This is a genomic window from Paraburkholderia sp. XV (assembly GCF_020177535.1).
Classification (GTDB): Bacteria; Pseudomonadota; Gammaproteobacteria; order Burkholderiales; family Burkholderiaceae; genus Paraburkholderia; species Paraburkholderia caribensis.
Genome location: NZ_JAGUUD010000008.1, coordinates 99,662 through 112,758 on the forward strand (window position 1 = coordinate 99,662; position 13,097 = coordinate 112,758).

11 protein-coding genes and 2 pseudogenes are annotated in these 13,097 nt (G+C 63.7%); 8 read left to right on the forward strand and 5 right to left on the reverse strand.

What is annotated here, in order from left to right; genetic code table 11:
• Positions 1-123: 123 nt before the first annotated feature.
• Positions 124-1,506: an FAD-dependent oxidoreductase gene (locus KFO72_RS06960; RefSeq protein WP_225031724.1), complete on the reverse strand. Its 1,383-nt coding sequence runs from the start codon at positions 1,504-1,506 to the stop codon at positions 124-126.
• Between the two features lie 118 nt (positions 1,507-1,624).
• On the opposite strand from KFO72_RS06960, the gene KFO72_RS06965 reads away from it, so the two are divergent.
• Complete coding sequence (locus tag KFO72_RS06965; RefSeq protein ID WP_318248429.1) at positions 1,625-3,175, forward strand: alpha/beta fold hydrolase; 1,551 nt, start codon at positions 1,625-1,627, stop codon at positions 3,173-3,175.
• A gap of 30 nt (positions 3,176-3,205) precedes the next feature.
• Here the strand turns inward: KFO72_RS06965 and KFO72_RS06970 are convergent, their stop codons facing one another.
• Together KFO72_RS06970 and KFO72_RS06975 are read right to left on the reverse strand one after the other, a co-directional pair.
• Positions 3,206-4,135, reverse strand: a complete 930-nt coding sequence (locus KFO72_RS06970; RefSeq protein WP_225031726.1) for a LysR family transcriptional regulator — start codon at positions 4,133-4,135, stop codon at positions 3,206-3,208.
• A 73-nt stretch (positions 4,136-4,208) separates the two neighbouring features.
• Positions 4,209-5,093, reverse strand: coding sequence for a LysR family transcriptional regulator (locus KFO72_RS06975; protein WP_060608886.1), 885 nt, complete (start codon positions 5,091-5,093; stop codon positions 4,209-4,211).
• A 216-nt stretch (positions 5,094-5,309) separates the two neighbouring features.
• Here KFO72_RS06975 and KFO72_RS06980 point away from each other — a divergent pair, with 216 nt between their 5' ends.
• The 6 genes and pseudogenes from KFO72_RS06980 to KFO72_RS07005 all read left to right on the forward strand — a co-directional run bounded on the left by KFO72_RS06980 (position 5,310) and on the right by KFO72_RS07005 (position 10,011).
• Positions 5,310-6,056, forward strand: coding sequence for an SDR family NAD(P)-dependent oxidoreductase (locus KFO72_RS06980; RefSeq protein ID WP_176053561.1), 747 nt, complete (start codon positions 5,310-5,312; stop codon positions 6,054-6,056).
• Positions 6,057-6,108: 52 nt separating this feature from the next.
• On the forward strand, positions 6,109-7,242 hold the full coding sequence (locus KFO72_RS06985) for an alkene reductase (RefSeq protein ID WP_225031727.1): 1,134 nt from the start codon (positions 6,109-6,111) through the stop codon (positions 7,240-7,242).
• Positions 7,243-7,258: 16 nt separating this feature from the next.
• Positions 7,259-7,652, forward strand: a pseudogene (locus KFO72_RS06990) (DUF427 domain-containing protein).
• Between the two features lie 9 nt (positions 7,653-7,661).
• Positions 7,662-8,403: pseudogene (locus tag KFO72_RS06995) on the forward strand (SDR family NAD(P)-dependent oxidoreductase).
• A 134-nt stretch (positions 8,404-8,537) separates the two neighbouring features.
• Complete coding sequence (locus tag KFO72_RS07000) at positions 8,538-9,284, forward strand: SDR family NAD(P)-dependent oxidoreductase (protein WP_225031728.1); 747 nt, start codon at positions 8,538-8,540, stop codon at positions 9,282-9,284.
• Between the two features lie 79 nt (positions 9,285-9,363).
• The gene (locus KFO72_RS07005; RefSeq protein ID WP_225031738.1) at positions 9,364-10,011 is read left to right on the forward strand and encodes a glutathione S-transferase family protein; all 648 of its coding nucleotides are present in this window, start codon (positions 9,364-9,366) and stop codon (positions 10,009-10,011) included.
• A gap of 177 nt (positions 10,012-10,188) precedes the next feature.
• Here the strand turns inward: KFO72_RS07005 and KFO72_RS07010 are convergent, their stop codons facing one another.
• Positions 10,189-10,641, reverse strand: coding sequence for a CBS domain-containing protein (locus KFO72_RS07010; protein WP_225031729.1), 453 nt, complete (start codon positions 10,639-10,641; stop codon positions 10,189-10,191).
• A gap of 199 nt (positions 10,642-10,840) precedes the next feature.
• On the opposite strand from KFO72_RS07010, the gene KFO72_RS07015 reads away from it, so the two are divergent.
• Positions 10,841-11,338 carry an acyl-CoA thioesterase gene (locus KFO72_RS07015; protein WP_007747667.1) on the forward strand — a complete coding sequence of 166 codons (498 nt, stop codon included), beginning with the start codon at positions 10,841-10,843 and terminating at the stop codon, positions 11,336-11,338.
• On the opposite strand, the gene KFO72_RS07020 is transcribed toward KFO72_RS07015, so the two are convergent.
• Positions 11,335-12,792: a sensor histidine kinase gene (locus KFO72_RS07020; protein ID WP_054931006.1), complete on the reverse strand. Its 1,458-nt coding sequence runs from the start codon at positions 12,790-12,792 to the stop codon at positions 11,335-11,337. The two genes, KFO72_RS07015 and KFO72_RS07020, sit on opposite strands and share 4 nt — an antisense overlap.
• Between the last annotated feature and the right edge of the window lie 305 nt (positions 12,793-13,097).

Genomic DNA, 13,097 nt, shown 5'->3' on the forward strand with positions numbered 1-13,097 from the left:
CCGGTATCCAGACCGGTACTTTCACAAAGCAGGCGCCAGCACGAAGCATCGCAACACGATGTTGAGGCCTCTTGAGACAACAAGCTACCTCGGCCGTGGCCAAGCTTCGTGAAGTAGGCCCGATCATGACGACGCGCTACTGCGCCTCGCTGCTTCGATTGCAGGTGAAGGAGCCGATCGCGCCGGCCCCCGGTTGCCCTGCCAGACCCGCCAGGCGATCGCAGGGCTGAGCAGCGTCGACGGCGGCATCGTCAGGTTGACGACCTTCAGAAACGCAGTCGTCAGCGTGCTGTCGCGCGTTGCGGCGAGGTGAAGCTTGCCGATGTACCAGTTGATGAAACGCAACATCGGCGGGCGCGCGCCGTTGACTCGTGGATGGCGGAGGTCGTTGCCGACCGCGATGTCCCACGGAATATCGACGATCTTCGCGGCCGCCCTGAAGAATCGACGCGCAAGATCGCTCGAACCGATGCGCAGGCACTGCTGCAGCGTCAGCGCTTCCTCCGCGGCGACGGTCATGCCCTGCCCGTAGACGGGATTGAAGCTGCAGATGGCGTCACCGAAAACCAGGTAGTTCTCGGGAAAACGCGCAAGTTTCTCGTACCGGCGGCGCAGGCTGGAGGCATAGCGGTAACGCCTGAAACCGGTTAGCGGCTCCGCTTTTGCGACGACATCGTGAATCTCCATGGTCGGCAGTGTCGCCAGATACGCGAGAAAGCCCTCGTCGTTGTCGGGTGCGTCGTCGCCAAGAAAACCGCCGGCACTGACGATCCAGCTGTCGCCTTCCTGCGCGAGCATGACGCCGTTGCGCCAGTCCGGCACACTACCGGCGACAACGATACCCTGCTTGCCGTCGAGATCAGTCGACCGGCGCCGATACGAACGGGTCATGTAGCTGATGCCGATCTCGACCTGCTCATTGGCGGGCGCCTCGTAGCCGAGTTCCTCGAGCCACGCCGCGCTGGATGAGCCACGGCCAGTCGCATCGACGACAAGGTCGGCTTTGGCGATCATATGCGGCCGACCCTCGACACACGCGCGCACACCCGTCACGCGCTTGCGAAGCGGGTCGGTGGCAAGTCCCCGCACAGCGCAACTCTGCACGGTGCGCACGTTCGGCAAACCCAGCAGCCGCCGGCGTAGATGGCCTTCGAGCACGGGACGGCTCGCAAGCAGACCGGTCAGGTCGCTCGTGCCGTTGGCAAGCCTGACGTTGCGGCCGATCCAGATCACATCGTTGGCTACATCACCCATCAAGCCGCCGCTCTGCGCGACGACTTCCATGTTGTATCCAGGGAAGAATGCCTCGAGTATCGCGCTGCCGCGTGCAAGCAGCCCATGGGTATGGCGACCTTGCGGCACGCCCTTGCGCGGCGTGTCGGCTGCCGGAAGCGCATCGCGTTCGAGCACGGTGACCTGCGTATAGAAATCCGACAGTACCCGGGCGGCCAGCAGCCCACCCATGCCGGCGCCGATCACGATCGCCTGTTCGCCCAGTTTCTTCATGGCCATCCTCCTGTTCAATCCGCTGCGATGCGTCCAACGACCATCGCTTGCGGGCAATGGTAGGATTGCCTCGTCCCCTGAGCGTCCCCCGGACGCCGTCATCGAGGGCCGCCTCGCCATGGCTCTGTTCAGCGTGCGAACGCTTGGATTTCCCGAGATCCGTCAGGACGGCCGGCTGTGCCCGCTGGCCTTGCGCAAAGGCATGGCGCTGCTGGTCTACCTGGCCGAAACGAAGGGCACGGTCGGGCGCGATGCTGTCGCCACGATGTTGTGGCCGGACGGCAGCGAAGAGGAGGTACGGGCGCGGCTGCGGCGTCTGTTGCATCGTCTCCAGCTCACACTCGGCGACCACGTGCTGAGCACCGACCGGTCAACCGTCCGATGGTCGGCAGCGATCGAGTTGCAGGTGGATTCCCAACTGTTCGAGCAAGCCTGCGACCGCGGCGAATTCGAGCGTGCATGCCGCTTCTATCCCGGCGACTTTCTGGCGGGTTTTTCGCCCGGCGACTGCCCGCAGTTCGACGAGTGGGCGTTTTTTCGCCGGGAGGCTTTGCGGGGCCGGGCAATTCACGCACTCGAACGCGTGGTGCACGACAGCCATGCGGCCGGCGACTACGCGTGCGCGGCCGCGCACGCCCGCCGTCTCGTCGAGTTCGATCCGCTCAGCGAAGTGTACGGGCGGCACCTCATCCGCAATCTTCTGCTCGCGGGAGACCGGGCCGCAGCCCAGCGGCATTTCGACGCCCTGACGCAACGGCTTCGCGACGAGCTCGATACAGCACCCGAACGGGAGACTCGCGCGCTGCTGAACGCCCACTCGACGCCGCCCATCGGGAACCCGCCCCCGACGCGCTACGTCAGCGGCGGCGGCGTCCATCTTGCCTTCCAGACTTACGGTGCGGGCCCGATCGATGTGCTGGTGCTGCCCGGTTTCGTGTCTCACGTCGAACGGGTTTGGGAGGAGCCCCGGTGCCGGGCGTTCCTGGCGTCGCTCGCCGGGATGGGCCGTCTGATTTTGCTCGATCGTCGCGGCATCGGGCTTTCCGACCGGGTCGGTTTCAATCCCAGCGTCGACGCGACCGCGCAGGACATCGGCACCGTGCTGGACGCCGCTTCTAGCCGCCGCGTCGTGCTGTTCGGCGCGTCCGAAGGCGGACCGGCATGCATCCAGTTTGCCGTCGATCACCCCGATCGTGTCGCGGGCCTCATCCTGTTCGCCTCGCTGGCGAAGGGAACCGCGACGCACGACTATCCCCATGCACTTCACGCTGGCCAGTATGACTTGTGGCTACAGCAGCTCATTGCGGTCTGGGGCGGACCGGCGGGCATCGAAACATTCGCGCCGAGCCTGTCCGGCGATCCACAGGCGAGAGCCTGGTGGGCAGGCCTGCTTCGCGCCGCGTCGAGCCCGGGCGCCATCAAGGGCGTGCTCGAGGCGTTGCGCGATATGGATGTTCGAGATCTGCTCGGCCGGGTTTCCGTGCCCACCCTGGTGCTGCATCGACGCGGCGACCGCGCGGTTCGCATCGGCGCTGGCCGGCATCTCGCCAGCCGCATCGCACAGGCGCGATTCATCGAGCTCGATGGTGCCGATCACTGGGCCTTTGCAGGCGATCAGCAACCCGTGCTGGACCACATCGGGAGATTTGTCCGCGGGCTCGCTGGCTAACGGCGCGCGGTAAAGAGAAGAGTGTTCGATTCAGCGACCTGTCCCACCCTGGAATAAGCGTTCCGGCGCGAACTCGGGCGCAAGGCACTCCTCGACGAACGCAGTGAACTGACGTGCCTTGCTGCTAGCCTGCCGTCCCGTCGGATAAACGGCGGACAACGGGATGGCCGGCAGCATCCAGTCATCCATCACCGAGACGACAGCGCCCGATTGCAGTTCAGGCCAAAAGGCCCATTCCGACGCGACGGCAAGGCCCATATCCGCAAAGACGGCTGCGCGAAGGCCCTCGGTCGCGGAGATCCTTACGCGGCCCTGCAGCCGCACGGGCAACTCCGCCGTATCCCTGCGAAACGTCCACTCCTCTCCACCACCGACATCGCGTGTATAGACGACCGCGCGATGCGCGTGCAGATCGGCGGGCGCTTGCGGCATGCCGTGCCGTTCCAGATAGGCGGGCGTCGCGAGCACGCGCCGGCGCGCGACAGCAATCCGGCGCGCCGTCATGTTCGAGTCCGCCAGTTCGCCCATGCGCAAGGCGAGGTCGATGCCCTCTTCAACGAGGTCGATGTTGCGATCGTCGAGCACCAGTTCGAGATCGAGGTCCGGATGCTGTTCGAGAAAGACCGGCAAGCGCGGCACGATGTGCAGCCGCGCGAAGCATACGGCGGCCGACACCCTCAGCTTGCCCGTCAGTCCCGCTGCCGTGCCGCGCGCCGCCAGCACGGCCTCGTCCGCTTCTTCGACTGCGCGTCTCGCGCGCTGATAGAAGTTCTGGCCGGCCTCCGTCGGCGTGAGCGCGCGCGTCGAGCGCAGCAGCAGTTTGACGCCGAGCCATTCTTCGAGCTGCGCGACGGCTTTCGACGCGGCCGGCTGCCCGATATCGAAGTGTCGCGCCGCAGCCGAAAACGAACCTGTATCGACGACGCGGATAAAAATTTCGATCGCCGCAAGGCGGTCCATCGCGCTAACTCCCGTTCTGTGCGAAGCCGGGTGAATGTCCGGCACATCCGGCCAATATCGGCCAGCCGCTCGCTCAGCGACCCTCCACCAGTTCATCCGCCCTCGATAAAAACAGCTTCAGCACGGGCGACGCATTGGATCGGCTGTAGCCGATCGCGAGATCGACGGTTGGCGCCTCGCCTGCCAGCGGACGACTGACCACCGACCACGGCAGCAGATTGTTCGCGTATTCGGGCATCAACGAAATCCCGCGCGTCGATGCAACCAGCGACATCGCCATCGCAAGGTTATCGACGCCATGCTCCGGCTCCGGGTCGAGCCCATTGTCCTGCAGATATTGCGCGACCACGTCGTGCAGCACGCGCGCCTTGTTCGACGCCATGATGAAGGTCTCGCCTTGCAGATCGGACGCATGCACCGCCTGCTTCGCCGTCAGCCGATGGTCGCTCGGCATCAGCACGACGAGCTTCTCGCGATAGACGACACGGTAATCGAGATCGAGCCCCGGCTCCTTGCGCACGAACGCGAGATCGAGCTTGCCGCGCGCTACGGCGTCCGCGAGATCGGGCGAGTAGCCACTCGACACCGTCACGTCGATGTTCGGCAACTCGTCGCGCAACACCTGCATGGCACGCGGCAGCCAGGTCATTTCCTGTCCCGTCAGGAAACCGAGTGCGAATACCTGTTTGGCGGGACGCGACGCGCGACGCGCGGCTTCGATGGCGGCATCGACCTGCGCGAGCGCAAGCCGTGCATGGTCGAGAAACGCCTTGCCCGACGCGGTCAACTCGACGCCGCGCGCGCTTCGGCTGAACAGCTCTGCCTTCACTTCGTCCTCGAGATCGCGGATCTGCCTGCTGAGCGACGGCTGCGATGTAAACAGCCGCTGCTCCGCGGCGACCGTGAGGCTGCCCGTTTCCGCTACGGCAACGAAATAGCGCAGATGGCGCAACTCCATGCTTCCTCCTGGTTCGCCCGTTTTGAACGCCTCCCGAGCCATGCTTCCGGAGCATGCCCGCCAGCCTACAAAGTCTTTTTTCTTTACGCAAGCGAAGTCTAGATTACATGCCAGCAGTCGTATCGCCCGATGCGGATGCCGGCGAAGACAGTGTTGCAGCCATGCCTGCCTGTTATTGCCGGAAGGTCCCGCCGATCAACCAGACGGAGCTTTGCCATGACCGACCTCACTGGAAAAACCGCGCTCGTCACGGGCGCATCCCGCGGCATTGGCCGCGCCATTGCGCTTGCGCTCGGCCGCGCCGGCGCGCAGGTGCTCGTGCATTACAGCAGCAATGAAGCAGCCGCCGACGCGACCGTCGACGGGATCGTCGCGGCCGGCGGCCACGCGCAGAAAATCGCCGCCGACCTGCGCACGGCCGACGGTCCCCGCACGCTCGCCCAGCGCGTGCGCGCCATCATCGGCGGACGGCTCGACGTGCTCGTCGCGAACGCGGGCATCGCCAAGGCTGCAAGCATCGAAGACACGACGGTCGAAGACTTCGACGAGCTCTTTGCCGTCAACGTGCGCGCGCCGTTCTTCCTCGTCCAGCAACTCCTGCCAGTGCTGTGCAAAGGCAGCAGCGTCGTACTGCTGTCGTCGCTGGCGGCGCGCGCATCGGTTGGCGAGCTGGCCGCCTATGCGGCCACCAAGGGTGCCGTCGATACGCTCGTGCGGCATTTCGCATCGGCGCTCGGCGAGCGCGGCGTGCGCGTGAATGCGATCGCGCCCGGCGTCGTCGCAACCGACATGTCGAGCTTCGCGACCACCGATGCAGGCCGCGACTACACGCTGAGCCTGCAGGCCCTGAAGCGCGTCGCGCAACCCGATGACATCGCCGGCGCGGTGACGTTCCTTGCTTCCGACAAGGCGAACTGGATCACGGGCGACACGCTGCGCGTCGACGGCGGATCGAAGCTCTGACGGGCATACAACAATCGCAACGCATCCGATTTATACCAATTAAGGCATCGAAATGACCGGCTCGAATCTCAAACTGTTCTCGTCGACAAACGTAGGCCCGATATCACTGTCACACCGCATCGTGCATGCGCCGATGACGCGTCTGCGTTCCGACTCCGACGACAGCCCTAGCGCGATGATGGTCGAGTACTACCGGCAGCGCGCATCGCAAGGCGGCCTGCTGATCACGGAAAGCGCACATCCCTCCTATGACAGCCGCGGCTATCTCGGCGCACCCGGCATCTATACCGACGAACATGTCGAAGCCTGGAAGCGGATTACCGACGCCGTTCACGCGAATGGCGCGCGCATCTTCATGCAGATCGCGCACGACGGGCGCCAGTCGCACGTCGATCTGAGCTGGGGCAATGCGCCCGTTGCGCCGTCCGTCGTGCCGTACGAAACGACCGTGTTCACGCAGAACGGCTGGGTGCCCAACTCGCCGCATCGCGCGCTCGAAACCAGCGAGATTCCCGCCATCGTCGAATCGTTCAGACGTGCGGCAGAGCGCGCCAAAGCCGCCGGTTTCGACGGCGTCGAATTGCACAACGCGAACGGCTACCTCGCGGACACGTTCCTTCAGGACGGCACCAACAGACGCACGGACGCCTATGGCGGCACGATTGAAAAACGCACGCGCTTCCCGCTCGAACTCGTCGATGCATTCGCCTCCGTGTGGGGCGCGAACCGCGTCGGCGTGCGCGTGTCGCCGAGCGGCCGTTGGGGCGCAATCTCCGACAGCAACCCCGAGGCAACCTTCGGATACTTCGCCGAACGGCTCAATGCGTATGGCCTCGCCTATCTGCATGTGATCGAGCCGCGTGTGATGGGCACGGAAACGCTCGTCGAAGGTCAGGCGCCCGTCGCGTCGTCGTTCCTTCGCAAGGTATTCGACGGCCCGATCATCGCGGCGGGCGGCTTCGACCGCGCAGGCGCCGAGCAGATCCTGCAGCGCGGCGACGCCGATCTCGTCGCGTTCGGCCGCTGGTTCTCGTCGAATCCCGACTTGCCCGAACGCCTGCGGCGCGACTTGCCGCTTGCGCCCTACCAGCGCGACGCGTTCTGGGGCGGCGACGAACGCGCGTACACCGACTTTCCCGCCTACGACGACACCACCGCCGAAGCATCGAGCGATGAAACCGCCTGACTCAAGGAGCTAAAACATGTCCAGCAACAACACGCCGAACCCAAGAACCGTGAAGGTTCCCGGTCCCGATCACCCCATCGAAATCGAACGCAATCCTTCGCGTCGTCGTCACGGTCGCGGGCCGCGTCGTCGCAGACACGCGCGACGCGCTGACGCTGTGCGAGACTCACTATGCGCCTGTGTTCTACATCCCGAGAAAGGATGTCGACATCGCCCTGCTCGAACGCACTGAGCATTCGACCTACTGCCCATATAAGGGCGACGCCGCGTACTTCTCGATCCCCTCGGGCGGCGAGCGCGCGGTCAACGCGATCTGGACTTACGAGTCGCCATATCCCGCTGTCGAATCGATCCGCGAGCACCTTGCGTTCTACAGCGACCGTGTCGATTCGATCGAAGAACGTGAATAAGGAACCGACATGAACGAGCAAACCGTCGTACTCGTGACAGGCGCGTTGAGCGGTATCGGACGCGCGACCGCCCTCGCCTTTGCACACGCGAAGGCACGCATCGTGATCTCCGGGCGGCGCGCGGACGAGGGCCAGGCGCTCGCCGGAACGCTCCGTTCGTTGGGCGCAGAAGCGGAATTCATCGTCGCCGATGTACGCGTGGAAGACCACATGCAGGCGCTCGTCGAGCGCACGGTCGCGCTTCGGAAAACTCGATATCGCCGTGAACGCGGCAGGCACGGAAGGTGAATCCGCGCCCGTTGTCGACCAGACCGTCGAGCGCTATAGCGCCGTTTTCGATGCGAACGTGCTCGGCACCCTGCTAGCGATGAAGCACGAGTTGCGCGCCATGTCGGCCCAACGCAGCGGCAGCATCGTCAACGTGTCATCCACAATGGGCGCGCGCGGTGCGGCGGGCGCATCGCTTTATGTCGCGAGCAAGCACGCCGTCGAAGGCCTGACGAAGTCGGCGGCCCTCGAGGCCGCCGCGTTTGGCGTGCGCGTCAACGCCGTCGCGCCCGGGCCCGTGCAAACGGCGATGCTCGACCGTCTCACGCAGACATCCGAGCGCAAGGCCGCCTTTCTCGACACCGTGCCGCTCAAGCGCGCTGGCACCCCGGATGAAATAGCCGAGGCGATCGTGTATGTGGCATCGGCCGGATTCATGACGGGCGAGGTCTTGCGCGTGAACGGCGGCCGGACCGCGTCCTGAGTCTATCCGGACGCCAATCACGGCTCGCTGTACCCGTACCCCGAACGCTTCGACGCACACGTCGATCTGTATCTCCCGGAAGCTGCCGCACGCTACGCGTGATGCACTCCCATCACATTCAACGGAATCTCATCATGAACAAGCTGACAGGCAAGACCGCGCTCGTGACAGGCGCATCCCGCGGCATCGGCCGCGCCACGGCCATCGTGCTCGCACAAGCCGGCGCGCGCGTGCTGGTCCACTACAGCAGCGCAGAGCAGGCCGCCGACGCCGTCGTCGAAGCGATCCGCACGGCAGGCGGACAGGCCGACAAGGTCGCCGCCGATCTGCGCGACGCGCACGGGCCGCACGAACTCGCCAGGCGCGTGCGGTCGCTGACGGGCGAGCGCCTCGACATCCTCGTCGCGAATGCAGGCATTTCGAAGGCTGCGCCGATCGAGGAAACGACCGTCGAAGATTTCGACGACCTGTTCGCCGTCAACGTGCGCGCACCATTCTTCCTCGTGCAGCAGTTGCTGCCCGTGCTGGGTGAAGGCAGCAGCATCGTGTTGCTGTCTTCGCTTGCGGCACGCGCTTCCGTCAATAACCTGTCCGCGTACGCGTCGACCAAAGGCGCCGTCGACACGCTCGTGCGTCACTTCGCGTCCGCGCTCGGCGAACGCGGCATTCGCGTCAACGCGATCGCGCCGGGTGTCGTCGAAACGGACATGTCGAACTTCGCGAGAACGGACGCCGGCCGCGACTTCACGCTGGGCATGCAGGCGCTCAAACGCGTCGCGCAGCCCGGCGATATCGCGGGCGCCGCTGTGTTCCTCGCCTCCGACGACGCACGCTGGATCACAGGCGACACGTTGCGTGTCGACGGCGGATCGAAGCTCTGATCGGGCCGCGATATCACCGGCACGCTCGCGTTTGGGGCTGAAGCCTCCGCGAGCTTTTCATCGAAACTGGGAAAATAAAATGAATACCGAACTCACGCTTTACGAATCAAAGGCTTCTCCGAATGCTCGCCGCGTTCGCATTTTTCTCGCCGAGAAAGGCATCGAGATCCCGGCTAAAGCGGTGGATCTTGGCGCGAAAGAGCAATTCTCCGCTGCGTATGCCGCGATCAATCCTCGTCTTCAGGTTCCCGCGCTCGTTCTGCATGACGGTACGACGATTGGTGAAGTCCCTGCGATCTGGCGTTACATCGAAGAAGCGTATCCGGCGAAGCCCGCTTTGCTGGGCACGACACCACAACAGAAAGCGCTGATTGCAATGTGGGAACGACGCGCCGAACTCGACGGATTCGCGGCAGTGATGGAAGGCGTGCGCAATGCCGTGGCGGCCTTGAAAGGCCGTGCATTGTCCGGTCCGCATGCTTACGAGCAGATTCCCGAGATCGTCGAACGCAGCCAGCTGCGTGTGGCCAACTTCTTTGCCGACTTCAACGATCGTCTCAAGCAAGTGCCGTTCGTCGCAGGTGATGAATTCTCGGCGGCCGACATCACGACGCTGGTGACGATCGACTTTGCGGCAGGCGGTATGAAGATGAACGTTCCAGCGGAATTCGACGCGCTGCAGGCGTGGTACGGCAAGGTGTCGACGCGTCCTTCCTCGAAGGCGTAAAGAACTGCAACAGTACTATTTGGGTCGTAGCGGCGGTGCCTGAGTCTTCAGGCATCGCCGTGGCCTGCCGATTCGCCGGCACTCAGGCGTTGTCGAATGACTGCCAATAATGGCAACGCGCCGCCACAGACATGGCGCCGCAGGAATATCGCGCTCTGGCTGACAAGCGAAGCAAGGCTAGCCGCGCGCTTCGGGCCCGGCGCCGCCTTCATCCGCCGGCGGCTTCAGCATCTCCGAACAGACCTTCAGCACATCGCGCCAGCTGACGATTCCCACCGGCCTCGACCCACCGTCGACAATCGGAATACAAGAGACAGGATGCGACAGAAACAACTGGATGGCCTCGCTCACCTCGGCGTCCGGCCTCAGCGTAATGGGCTTGCGGCTCATAATGTGATGCACGCGCCGGTTCAGCGTGGCGGTATCGCGCTGAGTCTCGACCACGCTATCGATAAACGGACTCAAGGCGCGCAACAGATCGCGGTCGGATACGACGCCTTGCAGTTCCCGATCCTCAACGACGAGCAGATGATGAAACCCGGATTGCTCGAATATGTCCTTGACGGTTTGGAGCGTGTCGTCGAAACCGATCGTTACGACGCGCTTCGTCATCAGATCTTCTACTTTCATCGTTGAACTCTCTGTTATTGCGGGGAAACAGGTGCGGCGCGGAACCGCGCGCGCTCCAGTCAGTGCCGCCCGTTCACCGCCCCACCAGTCCTTTAACGGCATTAGAAATGGAAACTCCAGTCGAGGGGCCAGAATTGGGGCGTTCCTTCATGCAGGAGGAATGCGTTGCCGCCGCCAGCGGCATCCCAAGGAGCAATGCATGTTGACTCGCGAAGCCATCCCTCAAGTTCTGTCGCGTACTTCCGAACTGTTGTCGGCCGATAACCTTGAGGGGGCCCCCCAGAAAACCTTTCACCATGTCATCGACATCTACCTCAAGGATTCCAATGCCTTCATGAATACGTATTTCGCCCGTTACTTCGAGTGGCAGGGCGTCTGCCGGGAACGCTGGTTCCATGAGTGCATTCACAACAATCTGCTGGCCGCCGGGGGCACCTTTGTCACGAAACGCGCGCATCAGGAATACGTGCAGGAGACGTTTCCGTTCCAGCGCGTCGACTGCTACCTGAACACGTTCCAGGTCCGGCAATGTTCGGCGTACCTGCTGTTCCGTTTCTGCGTGGATGGACGGCCTGTGTCGCACGGATATCAGCAGATTCTGTTTGCCGGAATGGACAAACGGATCCGGCGTTTCCCGGAAGGAATCATCGAACGGGTCAAGGAATATGAAGTGATCCTGCCGTCCGTCACGAACTAGTCGATTCCACCCTGCCCGGCGCGCGAGCGCCGGGCCCGCGCCGGCGGATCGTGCACTGCGCGGTCCGCCGCCGAACCCGGCTCCGGCAATCTGAGCGTGAACGTGGTGAGCACGCCCGGTGTCGATGCACACGAGATCGTGCCGCCGAACGCGTCGCACACTCGCCTGCAGAAATCGAGCCCCATGCCGCCTGCGTGTCCGTGCGGCCGGGTCGAATAGAACGGATCGAAGATATGCGGCAGCACGTCGGCTGCGATACCCGGACCGGTATCGTTGAAGTGAACGACGCAAAAACCGCCGTCACGCCCCGCGCTGATCGTGATGCTGCCCGATCCGCTCGACTCGATCGCGTACAGCGCATTTTTCAACAGGTTGAAGATGACGAACGCGAACAGCGAATCCGTGCCCGAGAATCGCAACTGCGGGTCGATCGGGATGACGGAAACGCGACCGCGCTCGCCCGGCAGGAACGGATAGCGCTCCAGCGCCGATTCGACGCAGTGCCTGATCGACTGCGGGCCGAAGCTGCGGCGATCAAGCCGGTCCAGTGTGAACGACGCAAGCGACATCTCGACCACGGTACTCGTGCTGTCGATCTGACGGCGAATCGCGCGGGTAAGGGTTGGCAGGCGCTCGGACTGTCCGGGATACAGCCCGTTGACGAGCAACTGGTGCCGCACGGCAAGCTGATATCCGCGTAGCAATTCCGGCAACGCGTTGCCGAGTTCATCGGCATGCATGCCGATCACTTCGAGCGGCATCGCGACTTCTTGCGCGACCGTCGCGGCGAGAAAGTACTGCCGCATCAGCCCATGCCGGACAATGGTGATGGCGAGAATGCCCAGACTAATGGCAATGAAGATGACGCCGGGCGGATAGAACACATAGCCGTAATTGACGGCATAGTCGCCCGCCGCTAAAGAATAGAGGCACAGGCTCACGAGACAAAGGCCCAGCAGGCGCCGTCTGTGACGGGCACGCGCCTGACGCCTCGATACGATCAGCAGCCATCCGCTGCGCGCGGCGAGCAACACGGTCTGCATCACGTGCACCGGGTGCAAGCGCCCGGCAAGCGGATAATCGCCGAAGAAATGCACGCCGAAACCGGCTACCACCTCGTCGCTCGTGATCAGCAACACCGCGAGGATCACGCACAGCGCATACGACGCCGTCAGTAGAGGCCGCTCGTCGCGCCGTTCGACGAGCTCGGTCACGAAGTGATAGAAGGTTGTTGGCAGGAACAGGATGAAGAAATAGCCTGCCTTGACCAGTATGCCGGCCGTTTCGGGGCTCGTGGTCTGAAACAGGAACGCCCACGTGCCCTGCCACGCGAAGGTCGCCATGCACATCAACGCGAATGGCGTCGACAGACGCGTCACGCCTTCAGTCAGCAGGACGTAGACACCGAAGCCCAGGAACAGCGCGGATACGAACGCTGGCAAGGTCGAATACATAATGCCTTATGTGTGTTTCGCCGCTGATTGTTCCTCGGAAGGCTGACGGGTCGAGTTGCAGCAAGCTCGGTCCACCCGACCAGACAGCGAGCCGACAACGTTTGCCTGAATGTCGTCAAGCGACTCGCGTTCCCCATCAGCATAGCGGCGTTGTTGTTTTCGGTCGCACTGGCAGCCGTGTTCGCACCAGACCGCTGGCGCTGTTTCGTTCCGGCGGTGCCACGATTTTAGCGCAACATTTCAGTGCCGCTATTCGTGCGCAGACGCGCCATCTGGTCGAGATTCTGCATGATCCCCGTCGAGGC